Origin of the sequence: Pseudomonas entomophila (genome assembly GCF_018417595.1) — a bacterium.
GTDB classification, from domain to species: domain Bacteria; phylum Pseudomonadota; class Gammaproteobacteria; order Pseudomonadales; family Pseudomonadaceae; genus Aquipseudomonas; species Aquipseudomonas entomophila_C.
The window spans coordinates 5,751,549-5,769,423 of sequence record NZ_CP070982.1; the positions used below are offsets into that span (position 1 = coordinate 5,751,549).

Consider the following 17,875-nt stretch of genomic DNA (forward strand, 5'->3'; position numbering starts at 1 on the left):
AAATGCGGTCGATGATAACAGCTCCTCCGGCTGTTCCCGCAGATTCAGATCAGCAATCCATGCAGCCCATTCGCGGGTAAACCCGCTCCCACAGGGTTTTGCACCATCTCCTGTGGTAGCGGGTTTACCCGCGAATGGGCGATTCAGTGCAGCGTCTGCATCATCTTGCGCACACCGGCCACATGCCGGCGGCTGACGGTCAGTGCATCCCCTTCCAAGCCTTTCAGATAAAGCTGGAAATGCCCCAGTGGCGTGCGCTGCAGCTTTTCGATGCGCTCGCGGGCGACCAGGGCGTTACGGTGTATGCGCACAAAGCGCTCGCCGAACTCGTCTTCCAGCGCCTTCAACGGCTCGTCGAGCAGCACCTCGCCTGCTTCGTGGCGCAGGGTGACGTATTTATGGTCGGCGATGAAATAGATGACCTGCGGCAGCGGGATCAGCTCGATGCCCTTGCGGGTACGGGCGCTGATATGACTGCGCGGGCCGCCACCCTCATCGCTGGTGGGCCGGGTCAGCGCCGCCAGCTGGGCGCGGTTGGGTTTTTCCGCGCGGCGCAAGGCGTCGCGCAGCGTCTGGGGCTGGATGGGTTTGTCGACATGGCTCAAGGTGCTCTCCTTGAAAGCCTGGCTGCCGTATTCGTCGTCACCGGTGCAGAACACCACCGCCGGCGGCGCCTCGCGCTCGCACAGCTTGGCGGCCACCTGCAGGCCATCGAGGCCGGGCATACCGATGTCCAGCAGCACCACATCGGGCTTGAGGCTCTCGATCAGTGCCAGGGCCTCCTCGCCGTTGGTGGCGCTGGGCTCCATCACGGTGTAGCCCTCCAGCTCGCCGAGCAGCCGGCTCAGGCGTTCGCGGGCTTGGGGTTCGTCATCAACGATCAGGACATTCATAATTGCGCTGGATTCCTGAGTGAGTCTCGCACGGGTATAGCGTAGACAAGTGTGGGGAGACCGGAAACGGTCACGCTACAGACCGGTGCGAAGGCCAAAGATTCACTGGCCTGGCAGATTCACCGCCAGTCCTCTGTCCAACTGTAGACGGTCCGTGGAACACTGCCGTTCAATCGTTCAATATGCCGCCGCCCCTTGCCTGCGCGCTTCTCTCGACCAGCGCCCTGCGGCGGTGGGCGCAACCCTGCTATGATCGGCGCCACTTTTTCCGTTCACGCCTTCAAAGAGTGAATCCATGAGCACCGACAAGACCAATCAGTCCTGGGGCGGCCGCTTCAGTGAGCCCGTCGACGCCTTCGTCGCCCGCTTCACCGCCTCGGTCGATTTCGACAAGCGCCTGTATCGCCACGACATCATGGGTTCGATCGCCCACGCCACCATGCTGGCGCAGGTCGGCGTGCTCAGCGACGCAGAACGCGACACCATCATCGATGGCCTGAAGACCATCCAGGGCGAGATCGAGGCCGGCAACTTCGACTGGCGCGTCGACCTGGAAGACGTGCACATGAACATCGAGGCACGCCTGACCGACCGCATCGGCATCACCGGCAAGAAGCTGCACACCGGCCGCAGCCGCAACGACCAGGTGGCCACCGACATCCGCCTGTGGCTGCGCGACGAGATCGACCTGATCCTGGGCGAGATCACCCGCCTGCAGCAGGGCCTGCTGGAGCAGGCCGAGCGCGAAGCCGAGACCATCATGCCCGGCTTCACCCACCTGCAGACCGCCCAACCGGTCACCTTCGGCCACCACCTGCTGGCCTGGTTCGAAATGCTCAGCCGCGACCACGAGCGCCTGGTCGACTGCCGCAAGCGCGCCAACCGCATGCCGCTGGGCAGCGCCGCGCTGGCCGGCACCACCTACCCGATCGACCGCGAGCTGACCTGCAAGCTGCTGGGCTTCGAAGCCGTGGCCGGCAACTCGCTCGACGGCGTCTCGGACCGTGACTTCGCCATCGAATTCTGCGCCGCCGCGAGCATTGCGATGATGCACCTGTCGCGCTTCTCCGAAGAGCTGGTGCTGTGGACCAGCGCCCAGTTCCAGTTCATCGACCTGCCCGACCGCTTCTGCACCGGCAGCTCGATCATGCCGCAGAAAAAGAACCCGGACGTGCCGGAGCTGGTGCGTGGCAAGACCGGCCGCGTGTTCGGCGCCCTGACCGGCCTGCTGACCCTGATGAAAGGCCAGCCACTGGCCTACAACAAGGACAACCAGGAAGACAAGGAGCCGCTGTTCGACGCCGCCGACACCCTGCGCGACTCGCTGCGTGCCTTCGCCGACATGATCCCGGCGATCAAGCCCAAGCACGCGATCATGCGCGAAGCGGCCCTGCGCGGCTTCTCCACCGCCACCGACCTGGCCGACTACCTGGTGCGCCGTGGCCTGCCGTTCCGTGACTGCCACGAGATCGTCGGCCATGCCGTGAAGTACGGCGTCGACACCGGCAAGGACCTGGCCGAGATGAGCCTGGACGAGCTGCGCCAGTTCAGCGACCAGATCGAACAGGATGTGTTCGCGGTGCTGACGCTGGAAGGTTCGGTAAATGCGCGTAACCACATCGGCGGTACCGCGCCGGCGCAGGTGCGCGCAGCCGTGGCGCGCGGCAAGGCCTTGCTGGCTTCGCGTTGACTGCATTCGCCGGCAAGCCGGCTCCTACAGTAGGAGCCGGCTTGCCGGCGAACCGCTGCAAGCCTATCGCTTGCCGCTTTTGATCATCTCCTGGAACGCCGGCATCGCCGCGTCCTTGTCTGCCACGATCCGCGCCATGTGCGGGTTCCCGCGCAGTTTTTCCAGCAACGCCGCCGCCTGCGGGAAGTCCGCCAGGAAGTCGATGTTCAGCACTTTCTTGCCCACGGCGTAAGCCAGGTCGACCGAGAAGCAGAACATCAGGTCGGCGATGGTCAGTTGCTCACCCGCCACATAAGGCTGGAAACGCCCATTGCGCTTGAGCGTGGCAAAGCCTGCCAGCAGGTCGGCCCGTGCACGCTCCTTGATCAGCGGTTCCACCGCCACGCCGAAGAACGCCTCGCCATAGCAGGTGCGTGCCGGTAGTTCGATGTACAGCTCGATCTCTCGAAGCAGCTCTCGTACCTTCGCCTGGCCGAAGGCATCGGCAGGCAGCAGCGGTTTGCCGGGCTGGGTCTGCTCGATGTAGTCGAGGATCACGCCGGTCTCGCTGACGAAACCGTGCTCGGTCTCCAGCGTCGGCACCTTGCCACGTGGGCTCTTGGCCAATGCCTCGGGCGCCTGGCCACCGAAGAACGGTACTTCCTCGAAAGGCAGGCCTTTTTCCAGCAGGGCCAGCTTGACCATGTTGTAGTAGTTGCTGACCGCGAATCCATGAAGCTTGAGCATGTGAGACAGCCTCCGAGGCCGTATGGGGTTGGCCCGGCTGTTATAGCCCTCCCGCGTCACCTTGACCAGTGCCATGGCCGGCGCTGATGGCCGGGCATTGCCGGCGCAGGCATGGCACACTGTGCGCTTCACCACAGGAGCACCGCCATGAGCGAGCACGACGATATCGACGGCAACGACGAAGAAGCCTTCACCGAGGCCACCCTCACCCAAGCCATCGAAAACCAGATCGAAAGCGGCGAGCCCCCAGCGGCCAAGGCCACCTTCAACAAGCTGACCCTGGTCGGCTACGAGCGCGAAGACATCCTCAACCTCATGGCCCATGTGCTGGCCGTGGAGATCGACGCCATGCTCGACGAGGACCGCCCCTTCGACACCGAGTGGTACGAAACCGCCCTGCGCGCCCTGCCGGAGCTGCCACCTGAGGCGGATCAAGGCGATATCGAATAAGCCTGACTACACTCCTGACTTCCATCCTTGTCTGGAAGTCAGGAGTCGCCCATGTCCTTCACCCCCGAACTGATCGCCGAACTGGAAGTCCTCGCCCTGTTCAACCTGGACAGCCACCAGGAAGGCATCAAGGTTCACAGCAATGCCTCCCCTGCCCTGATCGCCGCCGCGAAACGCCTGCACGACAAACAACTGACCGACCAGCCCGATGGCGGCTACCTCACCAGCCTGGGCCTGGATGCCGCGCAAAGCGTCCAACAGCTGCTGACCATTCTGAAGACCGCACAGCCTGCCTGATCGATCATCGTGCTGGCGAACGGCATTGCTACGCGGTTCGCCAGCAAGCGGGCTCCTGCAACGACGAACGGTGCTGGAAAAATGGCGTCAAAAAGCCACTTTCCGCTTATCCGAGCGCCGCGCTCAGGCTAAACTCGCCAATGCTTCCCCGGCCTGCCTGAGCGCGCAATGAACCACCCCCATGAAATCCGCCCCGATATCGACCAAGGCATCGACCGCAAGGAGCTGTCCAGGCTGCGTGCGCGGTTTCTGAAGATCAACCAGGGGCGGCTGGCACGGGCGCTGGAAGGGTTGTCCACGCGCCAGCAGCAGGTGCTCACGCTGTTGCCGCTGTTTTTCCACGTCAACCACCCGTTGTTGCCGGGCTATGTCTCGGGCAACACCCCTGCCGGCGTTTCAGGCTTCGAGCCGGATACAGAGCTGCTGGCCGAGGCCCAGCGCCTGACCCGATCGTTCTCCTACAAGGCCCGCCACGGCAACCCACCCCAGCCCATCCACGGCCTGTTCCTGATGGGCAGCCTCGGCACCCTGGCCCAGGCCGAGCAAAGCGACATGGATGTGTGGGTGTGCCATGCCCCAGGCCTGGACGAACAGGCGCTGGGCGAACTGCGGCGCAAGTGCCAGTTGCTCGAGGACTGGGCCGCCACCCAGGGTGCCGAGGCGCACCTGTTCCTGATCGAGCCCCAGGGCTTTGTCCAGGGCGAGCGCGACAGCCGGCTCAGCTCGGACGATTGCGGCACCACCCAGCACTACCTGCTGCTCGACGAGTTCTACCGCACCGCGCTCTGGCTCGCCGGGCGCACGCCCCTGTGGTGGCTGGTGCCGGTGTACCAGGAGCATAACTACCGAGACTACACCCAGACCCTGCTGTCCAAGCGCTTCATCCGCGTGACCGATGCCCTGGACCTCGGCCACCTGGCGCACATTCCACCCGGTGAGTACGTCGGCGCTGGGCTGTGGCAGCTGTACAAGGGCATCGACTCACCCTACAAGTCGCTGCTCAAGCTGCTGCTCACCGAAACCTACGCCAGCGAACACCCCCATGTGCGCTGCCTGAGCCTGGACTTCAAACAGGCCGTGTTCGCCAACCGCCTGGACCTGGACGAGCTCGACCCCTATGTCATGGTCTACCGGCGCATCGAGCAGTACCTGCTGCGCCGCGGCGAGACAGCGCGCCTGGAACTGGTGCGCCGCAGCCTCTACCTGAAAGTGAACAAGAAGCTCGGCGACCTGGGCCGTTCGCGCAACGCTGGCTGGCAGCGCAAGTTGCTGGCACGCCTCGCCGAGCAATGGGGCTGGGACGAACGGCAGCTGGCACTGCTCGACAGCCGCAGCCAGTGGAAGGTACGTCAGGTCGCGGTCGAGCGCCGCGAACTGGTGGCCGAGCTGAACCACAGCTATCGCTTCCTCACCCAGTTCGCCCGTGAACAAAATGCCAACAGCCGCGCCGACCAACGCGACCTCAACGTGCTGGGCCGGCGTCTCTACGCCGCTTTCGAGCGCCGCGCCGGCAAGATCGAGGTGATCAACCCGGGGATCGCGCCCGACCTGGCCGAAGACACCCTGACGCTCGTGCAATCGCCCAACCGCAAGGAGCCGGGCACCCATCACTGGGGCCTGTACAACGGCAACCTGGGCGTGCACGAATGGGAGCATTTCAGCCCCATCAAGCGTTGCCGGGAGCTACTCGAACTCCTGACCTGGGCCCACCGCAACGGCGTCATCGACAGCAGCACGCGCCTGGCCCTGCACCCAGGCGCAAGCGATCTCAGCGAGTTCGAACTGTTCAACCTGATCGGCAGCCTGCAACAGAGCATCCCCCTGCCCCTGGAAACGGTCAGCGAAGTGCGCCTGCTGCAACCCAGCGTGGCCGACGAGATCCTGCTGCTGGTCAATGTGGGGGTGGACCCGCTGCGCCATCACCGCGACCTGAACATCCTGATGACCACCGAGCGCACCGACTCGCTGAGCTATGCCGGGGTGCGCGAGAACCTGGTGCTGACCCTCGACCAGATCACCTTGAACAGCTGGAACGAAGTGCTGGTGCAGCGTTACGACGGCGAGCACGCGCTGGTGCGCTGCCTGCGCGACTTCCTCAACAGCCTCGGCCAGCGCAGCCACCGCCCGCGGGTGCGGGTGCGCTGCTACTGCCACAACCGGGCCCAGGCCATCAGCCAACGGGTCGAGGGCATTTTCGATACCGTGCAGTTGCTGCTCGACCAGAACCTCAATCACCGCTACCTGCTACAGGTCGCCCGGCATACCCATGTGCTGGAGCTGCAACCCGGGCAAGTGACGCTGGCCACCCTCGACGAGCATGGCGCGCTGCTCGACACGCTCGGCGAGGAGCGCGAAAGCTACAGCCCGCTGCACCTCGACGCCAATGCGCTGCAGGACTATGACCTGCCGCTGGTGCTTGGCCAGGGCCAGCCCCAGTGCATCCAGGTGTTCTACCGCCTGCTCGATGGGTGGGCCGACCTTTATGTGCTGGACGAATACAACGCGCTCTGGCAGCAGCGCCTGGCCCTGCAGGACGAGCTTCACCTGCTGCTGCCCCTGCAACGCTTCCTGCAATCGATGGTGATGCGCCGCGACGCGCAGTTGCCGCTGGACAGCCTGCAGCAAGCCTCGCTGGACATTTTCTACTACCAATTGTTGCCCTCCGGCATCGGCAAGGCGCGCGGTCTGGAGCCACGGCAGGCGCCAATCGACGGGCGCGACCGGCCGTACTATGAGGTACAGGCGATTCTCCAGGCCGGCGCTGGCGACGAGGTGCATGTCACGCTCTATTGCGACCAGCAGGAGTACTCCGAGCTGGAACATGGCGACCAGTTGTACAGCGTGGTGGCTCGGCAGATCCTGCGCCAACGGCGCAGTGCCGGTAGCTACCGCTGCTACATCACCGACCTGGACCTTTCCGAGCTGCTGGGTGACGACCAGGGCTCGACCAGCCTCTACCTACGCTACAAGTGTCAATTGGAACAGGCGCTCAATGAAGGGTTGGAACGCTTGCAGGCGACACTGGAACCCTGAGAAACGTCTCACTTCCAGGAAGGATTTCTCGCTGACAAGCGGGATTTTGTGGGAAGCATCCTACGCACTCTCCAACAAACCAAACGAGAGTGCAGTCATGAACAAAGAACACTGGATGGGTGCTCACCCTGAACTGGGACGCCTGCGCATAGATCAGCTCATCCTGCCTGGTTCACACGATTCCGGCATGGATAAACTGGCATCGGGCATGAACCTGCCTAACGAAATCACCCAGGACGTTCCCTGCATCGAGCAGATTCGCGGCGGGATCCGTGTATTGGACTTGCGCGTTAGGGCACATCCACACCATTCAAGGAACAGCCCCCTGCGTTTTCAGCTGTTCCACCTCAGTTCGTCCGGGCGCACGATCCAGGAGGACATAGTCGACGCGCTGAACGGTTTCTACGCCAACCCGGACAATGCCAGGGAAATCGTCATACTCGACTTTCATGAGTTCAGTGACTTCGACGCCGACGAGCACCGGTTGTTGCAGGCCGTACTCTCAGAGTTGAGCCCGCGAATGATTCCCTACTCACTGCATGGGCTCACGCTGGACCAGTTGTGGAGCCAGCATCCAGGCAAGACGGTGGTGATTGGTTACGATACAGGTCACACCCCACCCGAGTACTGGCCGAGCGTCAACCATCGCTGGATTGGCGAAAACACACCCAGTGCCAGCAAACTGAAGGATTACATGGATGAGGTGGCCACATACGGCGATGCCGGCTTGCCGCTGACATCAATCCAGTGCGCCAAGTATGTCTGGCCATTTTTTGTACCCGACGACTTCCATGACAAGATTGACGCCTGGTTCGAGTCCCGGGACCTGAACAGCTACATCCAGCATTTCCGGATCATCAATACCGACTGGTCGCTGAGGGGCAGGATCGTGGACAACTGTATCCACGCCAACCGCCTCCGCGCATCGGTCATTGGCTGACCGACAAGAGGCGGCAGTCCGCCACCTCAGTCCCGTTCAGAGGTCGAAGTCGCCCGCCGCTTCCGGTTGATACTCGACAGCCAGCAGCTCGAGCTTGAGGGTCTTGCCGCCAGGCGCGGGCCAGTCGATCTGATCGCCCACCGACAAGCCCAGCAGCGCGCAACCGATCGGCGCGAGAATCGAGACATTGCCTTCCGGCCCTGCATCCTTCGGGTACACCAGGGTCAGGTGGTAATCCTTGCCACTGGCGATCTCACGGCAATGCACGCGGGAATTCATGGTGACCACGCCAGCCGGCACCTCCTCATGACCGACGACCTGCTCGGCGCGGTCCAGCTCGTCCTGCAGGGCGAGCACACCCGGGGTGCTTTCATCGAGGCTGTCGAGCAGGCGCTCGAGACGCTGCACGTCCAAGCGGGTGAGGATGAGGGAGGGCTTGGTGCTCATGATCCAGTCAGACTCCTTTGAACAGGCGATTTTCCACAGACAGATAAAGCAAAACCCCGCCCAAGGGCGGGGTTTGCGAAATGCTTCTGGCGTCGATGACGCAGAACCTGACACTACCACAGCGGGGCAAATACACAAGCCCGCAGGAAACCTGTGGCTATCGTCCGGACCGGGCCTTGAGCACATCGGCCTCGCGGCAGATCTGCCGGCGTCGTTCATCGTCGGCCGCGCGCCACTCGCGGATATGCTCGACATGGCGGTGGCAGCCGGTGCAAACCTTGTGCTCGTCCAGCCGACACACGCTGATACAAGGTGACGGCACCGCCGGGCTGACATTGCTGTAAAGCGGCTTGGGCGGCCGAGGCAGGTCACTCATCTCAGATCTCGTCGAAATCCAGCTTCTCGCCGGCCCGCTCCCAGACGATGCGCTCGAGCATTTCACCGAGCAGCTCCTCGGTCTTCTCGCACACCCACTTGCCGCTTTCCTCGTCGTAGTCGAAGTGGAAACCGCCGGAGCGGTCGGCAAGCCACAGCTGACGCAGCGGCTCCTGGCGGCTGAAGATCAGCTGGCTGCCATTGTCGAACTTGATGGTCAGCACACCGGCGGAGTTCTCCATGTCCAGGTCCAGGTCGCTCTCGTCGAACAGGTCTTCCAGCGCCTGTTGGGTCGCGTCGACCAGATCGTGGAAACGCGCTTCGCTCAAACTCATTGCAGGAACCTCGAAAAATGGCTGCATACACGCAAGCCGGGCACGATAAGGCCGGTTGGTCGCGATTGCAAAGTTTAGCGCTGATCCGTGCCCCTTTCGCCGGCAAGCCGGCGAAAGGGGCACGCCCGCCAGGCGGGCCGGCGCTTGCATAGGCAATCGGGTGGTCGCTGGGTATACTCGGCCGCAATACTGCATATTTCCAAGGATTTCACCCATGAAACGCCTGATTTCCTCCCTCGCGGCGCTGGTCGCGGTTGCCTGCCTCGTTTCGGCCTGCGGTCAGAAAGGCCCCCTGTACCTGCCCGAAGACGGCAAGGACGGCAAAGGCCCGCGCAAGTCGCACCAGCACCAGCACGCACAACCGGCCAAACAGCAGACGCCGGAGCAGCAAGAGCAGGCCGAGCCGTCTCCCGCGCCGTAAGGAAATCCCATGGATGCATTCAACTACCGCGGCGGCGAGCTGTTCGCGGAAGGGGTGGCCCTGTCGACCGTGGCCGAACGCTTCGGTACGCCGACCTACGTGTACTCCCGCGCCCACATCGAGGCCCAGTACCGTAGCTACACCGACGCCCTGCAAGGTGTCGAGCACCTCGTCTGCTTCGCGGTCAAGGCCAACTCCAACCTGGGCGTACTGAACCTGCTGGCGCGCCTGGGCGCAGGCTTCGACATCGTCTCCGGTGGTGAGCTGGAGCGTGTCCTGGCCGCCGGCGGCCGTGCCGATCGCGTGGTGTTCTCCGGTGTCGGCAAAACCCGTGAAGACATGCGTCGCGCCCTGGAAGTGGGCGTGCACTGCTTCAACGTCGAGTCCACCGACGAACTCGAGCGCCTGCAGGTGGTCGCCGCCGAGATGGGCAAGACGGCCCCGGTTTCACTGCGTGTGAACCCGGACGTCGATGCCGGCACCCACCCGTACATCTCCACCGGCCTCAAAGAAAACAAGTTCGGCATCGCCATCGCCGACGCCGAAGCCATCTACGTGCGCGCCGCGCAGTTGCCCAACCTGGACGTGGTCGGCGTCGACTGCCACATCGGTTCGCAGCTGACCACCGTCGAGCCCTTCCTCGATGCCCTCGACCGCCTGCTGGTGCTGGTCGACCGCCTGGCCGAGTGCGGCATCCACCTGCGCCACCTCGACCTCGGCGGCGGTGTCGGCGTGCGCTACCGCGACGAACAGCCCCCCGTGCTGGCCGACTACATCCAAGCCATCCGCGAACGCGTCGGCGACCGCGAGCTGGCCCTGGTGTTCGAGCCGGGCCGCTACATCGTCGCCAACGGCGGCGTGCTGCTGACCCGCGTGGAATACCTCAAGCACACCGAGCACAAGGATTTCGCCATCATCGATGCTGCGATGAACGACCTGATCCGCCCGGCCCTGTACCAGGCCTGGATGGACGTCAGCGCGGTCAAGCCCCGCGAAGGCGAAGGCCGTCTCTACGACCTGGTCGGCCCGATCTGCGAGACCGGCGACTTCCTGGGCAAGGACCGTGTACTGGACCTGGCCGAAGGCGACCTGCTGGCCGTCCGCTCCGCGGGCGCCTATGGTTTCGTCATGAGCTCGAACTACAACACCCGTGGCCGTTGCGCCGAAGTGCTGGTCGACGGCGACCAGGCCTTCGAAGTGCGTCGCCGCGAGACCGTCGCCGAATTGTTCGCCGGCGAAAGCCTGCTGCCGGAGTAAGCCCATGCTGCTGCGTTTCACCAAGATGCACGGGCTGGGCAACGACTTCATGGTCCTCGACCTGGTCAGCCAGCACGCCCATATCCAACCCAAGCACGCCAAGCAATGGGGCGACCGCAACACCGGCATCGGCTTCGACCAGCTGCTGATCGTCGAGGCCCCCAGCAACCCGGACGTGGACTTCCGCTATCGGATCTTCAACGCCGACGGCTCCGAGGTCGAGCAGTGCGGCAACGGCGCGCGCTGCTTCGCCCGCTTCGTGCTGGACAAGCGCCTGACCGCGAAAAAGCGTATCCGCGTCGAAACCAAGGGCGGCATCATCGAACTGGATGTGCGCAACGATGGCCAGGTCTGCGTCGACATGGGCCCGCCGCGTTTCGTGCCCGCCGAAATCCCGTTCATCGCCGATGAGCAGGCACTGAGCTACCCGCTTGAGGTCGATGGCCAAGTGCACCAGATTGCTGCCGTTTCCATGGGCAACCCGCATTCGGTGCTGCGCGTCGACGATGTGCGCACCGCGCCGGTCCACGAACTGGGACCGAAGATCGAGCACCACCCGCGCTTCCCGCAGCGGGTCAATGCCGGCTTCATCCAGGTCGTCGACCGCCACCGTGCCAACCTGCGGGTGTGGGAGCGCGGCGCAGGCGAGACCCAAGCTTGCGGCACCGGCGCCTGCGCCGCGGCCGTTGCGGCCATCGCCCAAGGCTGGATGGACTCCCCGGTGACCATCGACCTGCCGGGCGGGCGCCTGAGCATCGAGTGGGCCGGCCCCGGCAAGCCTGTGCTGATGACCGGCCCGGCTGTACGCGTTTTCGAAGGACAGGTTCGTCTCTAAGCGAGTATCCGCCATGACCGATCAGCCTAACGTTGCACCCCAGGCCAACGCGCTCGACGAAGACGCCGTGGTCGCCTACCTGCGCGCCCACCCCAGCTTCTTCGCCGAGCACGACGAGCTGCTGCTCGAGCAGCGCATCCCCCACCAGCGCGGCGACAGCGTGTCGCTGGTCGAGCGCCAGCTCAAGCTGCTGCGCGACCGCAACATCGAAATGCGCCATCGCCTGTCGCAATTGATGGACGTGGCCCGCGACAACGACCGGCTGTTCGACAAGACCCGCCGGCTGATCCTCGACCTGCTCGATGCCAGCAGCCTGGAAGAAGTGGTGATGGCCGTCGAGGACAGCCTGCGCCAGGAATTCCAGGTGCCCTTCGTCAGCCTGATCCTGTTCGGCGAAAACGCCGCGCCGGTCGGCCGCTGGGTCCCGGGCGCCGAGGCGCAACAAGCCATCGGCGGCCTGATCGGCGGCGGCAAGACCATCAGCGGCAGCCTGCGCGAGCACGAACTGGCCTTCCTGTTCGGCGACACGGCACACAAGGAAGTCGGCTCCAGCGCCGTGGCCACCCTCGAACACCAGGGCCTGCATGGCGTGCTGGCGATCGGCAGCCGCGACCCGCAGCACTACAAGAGCAGTGTCGGCACCCTGTTCCTCAGTTACATCGCCGAGGTGCTCGGCCGCGTGCTGCCGCGTTTCACCCAGACGCTGCGCTCGGTGCGCTGATGGAACGCCAGCTGGAAGCTTATTGCGCACACCTGCGCAACGAGCGCCAGGTGTCCGGGCACACCCTGCTGGCCTACCGCCGCGATCTTGAGAAAGTCATCGAATTCTGCAACAACCAAGGCATTGCCGGCTGGGATACGCTGCAGGTCCAGCAATTGCGCCAACTGGTGGCGCGCCAGCACCACCATGGCCAGTCCTCGCGCAGCCTGGCGCGTCTGCTCTCGGCGGTGCGCGGCCTGTACCGCTACCTCAACCGCGAAGGCCTGTGCCAGCACGACCCGGCCAACGGCCTGGCACCACCGAAGGGCGAGCGCCGCCTGCCCAAGACCCTGGATACCGACCGCGCCCTGCAGTTGCTCGATGGCGGCGTCGACGATGACTTCATCGCCCGTCGCGACCAGGCCATGCTCGAACTGTTCTACTCCTCGGGCCTGCGCCTGTCGGAGCTGGCCGGCCTCGATCTGGAACACCTGGACCTGACCGGCGGGCTGGTCCAGGTACTCGGCAAGGGCGGCAAGAGCCGCGTGCTGCCGGTCGGGCGCAAGGCCCGCGAAGCGCTGCAGGCATGGTTCAGGCTGCGTGGCATCGCCGCCCCTCGGGACGGCGCGGTGTTCATCACCCGCCAGGGCAACCGCTTGAGCACACGGGCCATCCAGATGCGGGTCAAGACCTTCGGCGAACGCGAGCTGGGCCAGCACCTGCACCCGCACATGCTCCGCCACTCCTTCGCCAGCCACCTGCTGGAGTCGTCCCAGGACCTGCGCGCGGTGCAGGAGATGCTTGGCCATGCCGACATCAGCACCACGCAGATCTACACCCACCTGGACTTCCAGCACCTGGCCGCCGTGTACGACAGCGCCCACCCCCGGGCCAAACGCAGCAAAGGCAACGAATCATGAGCATCAAGCTGATCACCTTCGACCTGGACGACACCCTGTGGGACACCGCGCCAGTGATCGCCAGCGCCGAGACCGTCCTGCGCGACTGGCTGGCAGCCAATGCACCGATCCTTGGTGGCGTGCCGATCGAGCACCTGTTCGCCATTCGCGAGCGGCTGGTGCAAGCCGAGCCGGGCCTCAAGCACCGTATCAGCGCCTTGCGCCGTCGCGTGCTGTTCCACGCCCTGGAAGAAGTCGGCTACAGCGAGAAGCACGCCCAGGAGCTGGCCAACGAGGGTTTCGAGGTGTTCCTGCATGCCCGGCACCAGATCGAGGTGTTTCCCGAGGTGCAGCCAGTGCTGGAGATCCTGCGCCACCACTACACCCTCGGCGTGGTCACCAACGGCAATGCCGACGTGCGCCGGCTGGGGCTGGCGGACTACTTCCAGTTCGCGCTGTGCGCCGAGGACCTGGGTATCGGCAAGCCCGACCCGGCACCGTTCATGGAAGCCCTGAAGCGGGGCGCTGTGGACGCGGGGGCCGCGGTGCACGTCGGCGACCACCCGGGCGATGACATCGCCGGGGCCCAGCGCGCAGGGCTGCGAGCGGTGTGGTTCAACCCGCAGCGCAAGGTCTGGGCCGGTGAAAAGGCGCCGGATGCGGAAATCCAAAGATTGTCGCAATTGCCCGACGTTCTATCCCGCTGGCGCTGACAGGCACAAAAAAGCCCGCAGCGACGGCGGGCTCTTTTGCATTCAGCCACTCAGATAGGGCGGCTGCCGTACTTGTTGTCCGGCTTCTTGGGCGGATCGGCGACCACGTTGGCCTCCACTTCCTGCACCTTGCCACCGCGCGACAGGAATTCTTCCATCGCCTTGGCCAGCGCATCGCGCTCTTTCTGCTTGGCTTCCATGCTCGGCATCTCGTCTACCGAGACAGCCGCCTTGGATTTGCCCTTGGCAGCGGGTGCGGGGCTGCTGTCGTCATCGCCAGCGTCTTCCGCGCCATCGTCAGCGGCCGCTTCGAGGCCTTCATCGCCCTCGTCTTCGTCGCCTACTTCGAGGTCGTCATTTTCCAGATCGTCGTCGCTCATGTTCTACCTCATGACTTGCGAAAAGCAGGTTAGTTATAGACCGGTGCAGCCGTAGACCGGCAGCCACCAGTGAAAATTCAACTGGCCGTGGGTTGGCCACTGCCCTGGGTGTCCGCCCCCTCATGGGGGGCCTGGCACCCTGCAGGCCCTGCTCCTGGCAAGGCCTGACGAAAATATGTTGTACCCTTGCTGGCCACAGGCTATTGGCAAGCCTAGCAAAGGGTGGCGAAGTGTGTGGACTACTCGTCCAGCTTCCTTCGGCGCGCATTCTAGCGCGCTCGCAGAAAAAGCAAAGCACCAGAAACACCCGATGGCTTGTAAGATTTCTGCCCAGGTCGCGAACAGGTGGGGTAAACCGTTTGCATCGTGTAAAGCAGCAAACTACAGGCAAAAAAATGCCCGGCGAACCGGGCAAGTTTTCCAGCGTGGCGGTTACAGGTTGTAGCCGCGCTCGTTGTGCTGAGCCAGGTCGAGACCGACCGACTCTTCTTCTTCGCTGACCCGCAGGCCCATCACCAGATCGAGCACCTTGAGGATCACGTAGGTGGCGATGGCGGTGTAGACCACGGTGAAGATCACGCCCTTGGCCTGGATCCAGAACTGCGCGGCGATGTCGGTGACCGCACCGAAGCCACCCAGGGCCGGCGCTGCGAACACACCGGTGAGCAGCGCGCCGATGATGCCGCCGATACCGTGCACGCCGAAGGCGTCGAGGGAGTCGTCATAGCCCAGCTTGCGCTTGAGGCTGGTGGCGCAGAAGTAGCAGACGATGCCGGACACCAGGCCGATCACCAGGGCGCCCATCGGGCCGACGGTGCCGGCGGCCGGGGTGATGGCGACCAGGCCGGCGACCACGCCCGAGGCGATGCCCAGCGCGCTGGGTTTGCCGTGGAAGATCCACTCGGCGAACATCCAGCCCAGCGCGGCGGCGGCGGTGGCGATCTGGGTTACCAGCATGGCCATGCCGGCGGTGCCGTTGGCGGCGGCGGCGGACCCGGCGTTGAAGCCGAACCAGCCGATCCACAGCATGGCTGCGCCCATCAGGGTGTAGCCCAGGTTGTGCGGGGCCATCGGTGTGGTGGGGTAGCCCTTGCGCTTGCCCAGCACCAGGCAGCAGACCAGGCCGGCGATACCGGCGTTGATGTGCACCACGGTGCCGCCAGCGAAGTCGAGCACGCCCCAGTCCCACATCAGCGCGCCGTCACCGCTCCAGACCATGTGCGCGATCGGCGCGTAGACCACGGTGAACCATACGCCCATGAAGATCAGCATCGCCGAGAATTTCATGCGTTCGGCGAAGGCACCGACGATCAGTGCCGGGGTGATGATGGCGAAAGTCATCTGGAAGGTGATGAACACCGCTTCAGGGAACAGCGCGGTGGCCGAAGTCAGGCCCGACGGCGTGACGCCGCTGAGGAAGGCCTTGGAGAAACCACCGATGAAGGAATTGAAGTTGAGCACGCCCTTTTCCATACCCGCGGTATCGAAGGCGAGGCTGTAGCCATAGATGACCCACAGGATGCTGATCAGCCCGGTGATGGCGAAGCACTGCATCATCACCGACAGCACGTTCTTCGAGCGCACCATGCCGCCGTAGAACAGGGCCAGGCCCGGGATGGTCATGAACAGGACCAGCGCCGTCGAGGTGAGCATCCAGGCGGTGTCGCCGGAGTTCAGCACCGGGGCGGCCGTTTCCTCGGCCAGGGCCAGCCCTGGCATTACGAGGGACAATAGGGCTCCTAGCCCTGCGATCTTGCGCAGAGTCATGTTGTTTTCTCCTGGGGCGTTGGGTTTGGTGAGGCGTTGTTCTGGCGCTTAGATCGCGTCGGTATCGGTTTCGCCGGTACGGATGCGGATCGCTTGCTCCAGGTTGACCACGAAGATCTTGCCGTCGCCGATCTTGCCGGTGTTGGCCGCCTTGGTGATGGCCTCGATCACCCGATCAAGGTCCTTGTCGTCGATGGCCACATCGATCTTCACCTTGGGCAGGAAATCGACCACGTATTCGGCGCCGCGGTACAGCTCGGTGTGACCCTTCTGACGACCGAAGCCTTTGACTTCGGTGACGGTGATGCCTTGCACGCCGATTTCCGACAGCGACTCGCGCACGTCGTCCAGCTTGAACGGCTTGATGATGGCAGTGACTAGCTTCATGAAACTCTCTCCCGATTTGGTGGACTTGCCCCAGGAAAACAAACCCGACTCAAGTCTAAGCGCAGCGCCTGGCTTTGTAACGCGTCGTCGGCTCCATCCTCCCCGCCGACGCACGATCCGGCTGTGACGAAGAACCCTCCGGCTCCGCCTGCGCACTGCCTGGTCACAAGGGACTGCATCAGTGCATGGCTCGATCAGGTCACTGCAGAAACCTTGCCAGTTGGCGCAAGTGACGAAAAAACAGGCAGTTGCGCGAACAGGCAGGGATTGGCCAATCGCCAGCAGCGAAAAAGCGCACAAAATCGGTGCGCGACCTTTGGCCGCCCTGCGCGAAAAGCGTGCAGCGCAAGCGGGCCAGGGCAGCGTGCTACACTGCTGCCCTTTCAGTGATCAGCGGATAGCCAACATGCTCGCGCCCAAAGCCTTTCTCGATGCCCTGAGCGACCAGGCCTCGCGCCTTTTCAGCGGCGACACCGCTGCGCCTCGCGCCGAACTGGAAAGCCAGTTCAAGGTGCTGATGCAGGGCGCCTTCAGCAAGCTCGACCTGGTCAGCCGCGAAGAGTTCGACAGTCAAATGGTGGTGCTGGCCCGCACCCGCGCTCGGCTGGAAGCCTTGGAGAAGCAGGTCGCCGAGCTGGAAGCACGGATGGCGCCGCCCAGCGCGGAATAACAATCGATACACGGAGCGTTTCCCATGAAAGTCAGTGCCCGCAATGTCTTCGAAGGTAAGGTCAGTGCAGTCCAACCAGGCGCGGTCAACGCCGAAGTCGAGCTGATCCTCGCCGGTGGCGAGAAACTGGTCGCGGTGGTGACCATGGCCAGCCTGCACAACCTCAGCATCAATGTCGGCAAGCAGGCCGTGGCGCTGGTGAAGGCCCCCTGGGTGGTACTGATGACCGACGCCGCCGGCTACAAACTGTCGGCGCGCAACAGCCTGGAAGGCGAAGTGGTGCGAGTCGGCGACGGCGCGGTGAACGCCGAGGTGGTCCTGAAGCTGTCCGGTGGTACCGAGGTCTATGCCATCGTCACCCGTGAAGCGGTGCAGGAGCTCGGCCTCAAGCCAGGCGTAAAAGCCACCGCGCTGATCAAGGCCTCGCACATCATCCTCGGCGCCAAGGCCTGATGACCACGGGCCACTGATCTTGCGTGGCCTCTGTAGGAGCGGCTTCAGCCGCGATCACCCGCGAAGCGGGTGGCACACACCGCGATGCCTGCATCGCGGCTAAAGCCGCTCCTACAGCCAACTCATGCAAAACCAAATATTCCCTGAACCAACCAGATGAAACTTATTTAAGTTTCACCTCCCCGGTTGACTTGCCCGCTATGCTTT

Annotated in this window: 21 protein-coding genes; 13 read left to right on the top strand and 8 right to left on the bottom strand. The window is 64.0% G+C overall.

Annotation, left to right across the window (positions count from 1 at the left end; all coding sequences use genetic code 11):
• Positions 1-143: 143 nt before the first annotated feature.
• The gene (locus JYG34_RS25250) at positions 144-893 is read right to left on the bottom strand and encodes a LytR/AlgR family response regulator transcription factor (RefSeq protein WP_044488561.1); all 750 of its coding nucleotides are present in this window, start codon (positions 891-893) and stop codon (positions 144-146) included.
• Positions 894-1,188: 295 nt separating this feature from the next.
• Between JYG34_RS25250 and argH the strand changes: the two genes are divergently transcribed.
• Positions 1,189-2,583, top strand: coding sequence for an argininosuccinate lyase (argH, locus tag JYG34_RS25255; protein ID WP_213658841.1), 1,395 nt, complete (start codon positions 1,189-1,191; stop codon positions 2,581-2,583).
• Between the two features lie 63 nt (positions 2,584-2,646).
• On the opposite strand, the gene JYG34_RS25260 is transcribed toward argH, so the two are convergent.
• Positions 2,647-3,309 (bottom strand): glutathione S-transferase, encoded by a 663-nt coding sequence (locus JYG34_RS25260; protein ID WP_213658842.1) that lies wholly within the window; start codon positions 3,307-3,309, stop codon positions 2,647-2,649.
• 147 nt (positions 3,310-3,456) lie between these two features.
• On the opposite strand from JYG34_RS25260, the gene JYG34_RS25265 reads away from it, so the two are divergent.
• From JYG34_RS25265 to JYG34_RS25280, 4 genes are all read left to right on the top strand, one after another.
• Complete coding sequence (locus JYG34_RS25265) at positions 3,457-3,759, top strand: hypothetical protein (RefSeq protein WP_011536332.1); 303 nt, start codon at positions 3,457-3,459, stop codon at positions 3,757-3,759.
• A gap of 51 nt (positions 3,760-3,810) precedes the next feature.
• Positions 3,811-4,056: a TIGR02647 family protein gene (locus JYG34_RS25270; RefSeq protein ID WP_011536333.1), complete on the top strand. Its 246-nt coding sequence runs from the start codon at positions 3,811-3,813 to the stop codon at positions 4,054-4,056.
• Between the two features lie 168 nt (positions 4,057-4,224).
• Positions 4,225-7,089, top strand: a complete 2,865-nt coding sequence (locus JYG34_RS25275; protein ID WP_213658843.1) for a class I adenylate cyclase — start codon at positions 4,225-4,227, stop codon at positions 7,087-7,089.
• Positions 7,090-7,186: 97 nt separating this feature from the next.
• Positions 7,187-8,029, top strand: a complete 843-nt coding sequence (locus JYG34_RS25280) for a hypothetical protein (RefSeq protein WP_213658844.1) — start codon at positions 7,187-7,189, stop codon at positions 8,027-8,029.
• A gap of 36 nt (positions 8,030-8,065) precedes the next feature.
• On the opposite strand, the gene rnk is transcribed toward JYG34_RS25280, so the two are convergent.
• The 3 genes from rnk to cyaY all read right to left on the bottom strand — a co-directional run bounded on the left by rnk (position 8,066) and on the right by cyaY (position 9,186).
• A complete protein-coding gene (rnk, locus tag JYG34_RS25285; RefSeq protein WP_011536336.1) occupies positions 8,066-8,476 on the bottom strand; it encodes a nucleoside diphosphate kinase regulator in 411 nt (136 codons plus the stop codon).
• A gap of 157 nt (positions 8,477-8,633) precedes the next feature.
• Positions 8,634-8,852 (bottom strand): DUF1289 domain-containing protein, encoded by a 219-nt coding sequence (locus tag JYG34_RS25290; protein ID WP_213658845.1) that lies wholly within the window; start codon positions 8,850-8,852, stop codon positions 8,634-8,636.
• Between the two features lies 1 nt (position 8,853).
• The gene (cyaY, locus tag JYG34_RS25295) at positions 8,854-9,186 is read right to left on the bottom strand and encodes an iron donor protein CyaY (protein ID WP_213658846.1); all 333 of its coding nucleotides are present in this window, start codon (positions 9,184-9,186) and stop codon (positions 8,854-8,856) included.
• Positions 9,187-9,400: 214 nt separating this feature from the next.
• On the opposite strand from cyaY, the gene lptM reads away from it, so the two are divergent.
• From lptM to JYG34_RS25325, 6 genes are read left to right on the top strand one after another with little or no spacing between them, the layout of a single operon-like run.
• Entirely contained in the window at positions 9,401-9,607 is a 207-nt protein-coding gene (lptM, locus tag JYG34_RS25300; RefSeq protein ID WP_213658847.1) for an LPS translocon maturation chaperone LptM, read from the top strand.
• Positions 9,608-9,616: 9 nt separating this feature from the next.
• Entirely contained in the window at positions 9,617-10,864 is a 1,248-nt protein-coding gene (lysA, locus tag JYG34_RS25305; RefSeq protein ID WP_213658848.1) for a diaminopimelate decarboxylase, read from the top strand.
• Between the two features lie 4 nt (positions 10,865-10,868).
• Positions 10,869-11,699 (top strand): diaminopimelate epimerase, encoded by an 831-nt coding sequence (gene dapF / locus JYG34_RS25310; protein WP_213658849.1) that lies wholly within the window; start codon positions 10,869-10,871, stop codon positions 11,697-11,699.
• 13 nt (positions 11,700-11,712) lie between these two features.
• Positions 11,713-12,420 carry a DUF484 family protein gene (locus JYG34_RS25315; protein ID WP_213658850.1) on the top strand — a complete coding sequence of 236 codons (708 nt, stop codon included), beginning with the start codon at positions 11,713-11,715 and terminating at the stop codon, positions 12,418-12,420.
• Positions 12,420-13,319, top strand: coding sequence for a tyrosine recombinase XerC (gene xerC / locus JYG34_RS25320; RefSeq protein ID WP_213658851.1), 900 nt, complete (start codon positions 12,420-12,422; stop codon positions 13,317-13,319). The genes JYG34_RS25315 and xerC overlap by 1 nt, the downstream gene beginning before the upstream one ends.
• On the top strand, positions 13,316-14,011 hold the full coding sequence (locus JYG34_RS25325) for an HAD family hydrolase (RefSeq protein ID WP_213658852.1): 696 nt from the start codon (positions 13,316-13,318) through the stop codon (positions 14,009-14,011). The genes xerC and JYG34_RS25325 overlap by 4 nt, the downstream gene beginning before the upstream one ends.
• Positions 14,012-14,061: 50 nt before the next feature.
• On the opposite strand, the gene sutA is transcribed toward JYG34_RS25325, so the two are convergent.
• The 3 genes from sutA to glnK form a co-directional block, all read right to left on the bottom strand.
• Complete coding sequence (sutA, locus tag JYG34_RS25330) at positions 14,062-14,391, bottom strand: transcriptional regulator SutA (protein WP_201207493.1); 330 nt, start codon at positions 14,389-14,391, stop codon at positions 14,062-14,064.
• A gap of 432 nt (positions 14,392-14,823) precedes the next feature.
• Positions 14,824-16,158, bottom strand: a complete 1,335-nt coding sequence (locus JYG34_RS25335) for an ammonium transporter (RefSeq protein WP_213658853.1) — start codon at positions 16,156-16,158, stop codon at positions 14,824-14,826.
• 48 nt (positions 16,159-16,206) lie between these two features.
• A complete protein-coding gene (gene glnK, locus JYG34_RS25340; protein ID WP_002555808.1) occupies positions 16,207-16,545 on the bottom strand; it encodes a P-II family nitrogen regulator in 339 nt (112 codons plus the stop codon).
• Positions 16,546-16,951: 406 nt separating this feature from the next.
• Here glnK and JYG34_RS25345 point away from each other — a divergent pair, with 406 nt between their 5' ends.
• Both JYG34_RS25345 and JYG34_RS25350 read left to right on the top strand, forming a co-directional pair.
• Positions 16,952-17,215: an accessory factor UbiK family protein gene (locus JYG34_RS25345; RefSeq protein ID WP_213658854.1), complete on the top strand. Its 264-nt coding sequence runs from the start codon at positions 16,952-16,954 to the stop codon at positions 17,213-17,215.
• Between the two features lie 24 nt (positions 17,216-17,239).
• Positions 17,240-17,668, top strand: coding sequence for a TOBE domain-containing protein (locus tag JYG34_RS25350; RefSeq protein WP_213658855.1), 429 nt, complete (start codon positions 17,240-17,242; stop codon positions 17,666-17,668).
• Positions 17,669-17,875: the final 207 nt, after the last annotated feature.

What these genes read in the sequence shown, in the direction of transcription:
- JYG34_RS25260 (WP_213658842.1), bottom strand. Translation starts at nt 3,309, where the DNA reads ATGCTCAAGCTTCATGGATTCGCGGTCAGCAACTACTACAACATGGTC.
- glnK (WP_002555808.1), bottom strand. Translation starts at nt 16,545, where the DNA reads ATGAAGCTAGTCACTGCCATCATCAAGCCGTTCAAGCTGGACGACGTG.
- dapF (WP_213658849.1), top strand. Translation starts at nt 10,869, where the DNA reads ATGCTGCTGCGTTTCACCAAGATGCACGGGCTGGGCAACGACTTCATG.
- JYG34_RS25275 (WP_213658843.1), top strand. Translation starts at nt 4,225, where the DNA reads ATGAACCACCCCCATGAAATCCGCCCCGATATCGACCAAGGCATCGAC.
- xerC (WP_213658851.1), top strand. Translation starts at nt 12,420, where the DNA reads ATGGAACGCCAGCTGGAAGCTTATTGCGCACACCTGCGCAACGAGCGC.
- JYG34_RS25280 (WP_213658844.1), top strand. Translation starts at nt 7,187, where the DNA reads ATGAACAAAGAACACTGGATGGGTGCTCACCCTGAACTGGGACGCCTG.
- JYG34_RS25350 (WP_213658855.1), top strand. Translation starts at nt 17,240, where the DNA reads ATGAAAGTCAGTGCCCGCAATGTCTTCGAAGGTAAGGTCAGTGCAGTC.
- JYG34_RS25250 (WP_044488561.1), bottom strand. Translation starts at nt 893, where the DNA reads ATGAATGTCCTGATCGTTGATGACGAACCCCAAGCCCGCGAACGCCTG.
- lptM (WP_213658847.1), top strand. Translation starts at nt 9,401, where the DNA reads ATGAAACGCCTGATTTCCTCCCTCGCGGCGCTGGTCGCGGTTGCCTGC.
- JYG34_RS25335 (WP_213658853.1), bottom strand. Translation starts at nt 16,158, where the DNA reads ATGACTCTGCGCAAGATCGCAGGGCTAGGAGCCCTATTGTCCCTCGTA.
- JYG34_RS25270 (WP_011536333.1), top strand. Translation starts at nt 3,811, where the DNA reads ATGTCCTTCACCCCCGAACTGATCGCCGAACTGGAAGTCCTCGCCCTG.
- JYG34_RS25265 (WP_011536332.1), top strand. Translation starts at nt 3,457, where the DNA reads ATGAGCGAGCACGACGATATCGACGGCAACGACGAAGAAGCCTTCACC.
- argH (WP_213658841.1), top strand. Translation starts at nt 1,189, where the DNA reads ATGAGCACCGACAAGACCAATCAGTCCTGGGGCGGCCGCTTCAGTGAG.
- sutA (WP_201207493.1), bottom strand. Translation starts at nt 14,391, where the DNA reads ATGAGCGACGACGATCTGGAAAATGACGACCTCGAAGTAGGCGACGAA.
- JYG34_RS25315 (WP_213658850.1), top strand. Translation starts at nt 11,713, where the DNA reads ATGACCGATCAGCCTAACGTTGCACCCCAGGCCAACGCGCTCGACGAA.
- cyaY (WP_213658846.1), bottom strand. Translation starts at nt 9,186, where the DNA reads ATGAGTTTGAGCGAAGCGCGTTTCCACGATCTGGTCGACGCGACCCAA.
- JYG34_RS25345 (WP_213658854.1), top strand. Translation starts at nt 16,952, where the DNA reads ATGCTCGCGCCCAAAGCCTTTCTCGATGCCCTGAGCGACCAGGCCTCG.
- JYG34_RS25325 (WP_213658852.1), top strand. Translation starts at nt 13,316, where the DNA reads ATGAGCATCAAGCTGATCACCTTCGACCTGGACGACACCCTGTGGGAC.
- lysA (WP_213658848.1), top strand. Translation starts at nt 9,617, where the DNA reads ATGGATGCATTCAACTACCGCGGCGGCGAGCTGTTCGCGGAAGGGGTG.
- rnk (WP_011536336.1), bottom strand. Translation starts at nt 8,476, where the DNA reads ATGAGCACCAAGCCCTCCCTCATCCTCACCCGCTTGGACGTGCAGCGT.
- JYG34_RS25290 (WP_213658845.1), bottom strand. Translation starts at nt 8,852, where the DNA reads ATGAGTGACCTGCCTCGGCCGCCCAAGCCGCTTTACAGCAATGTCAGC.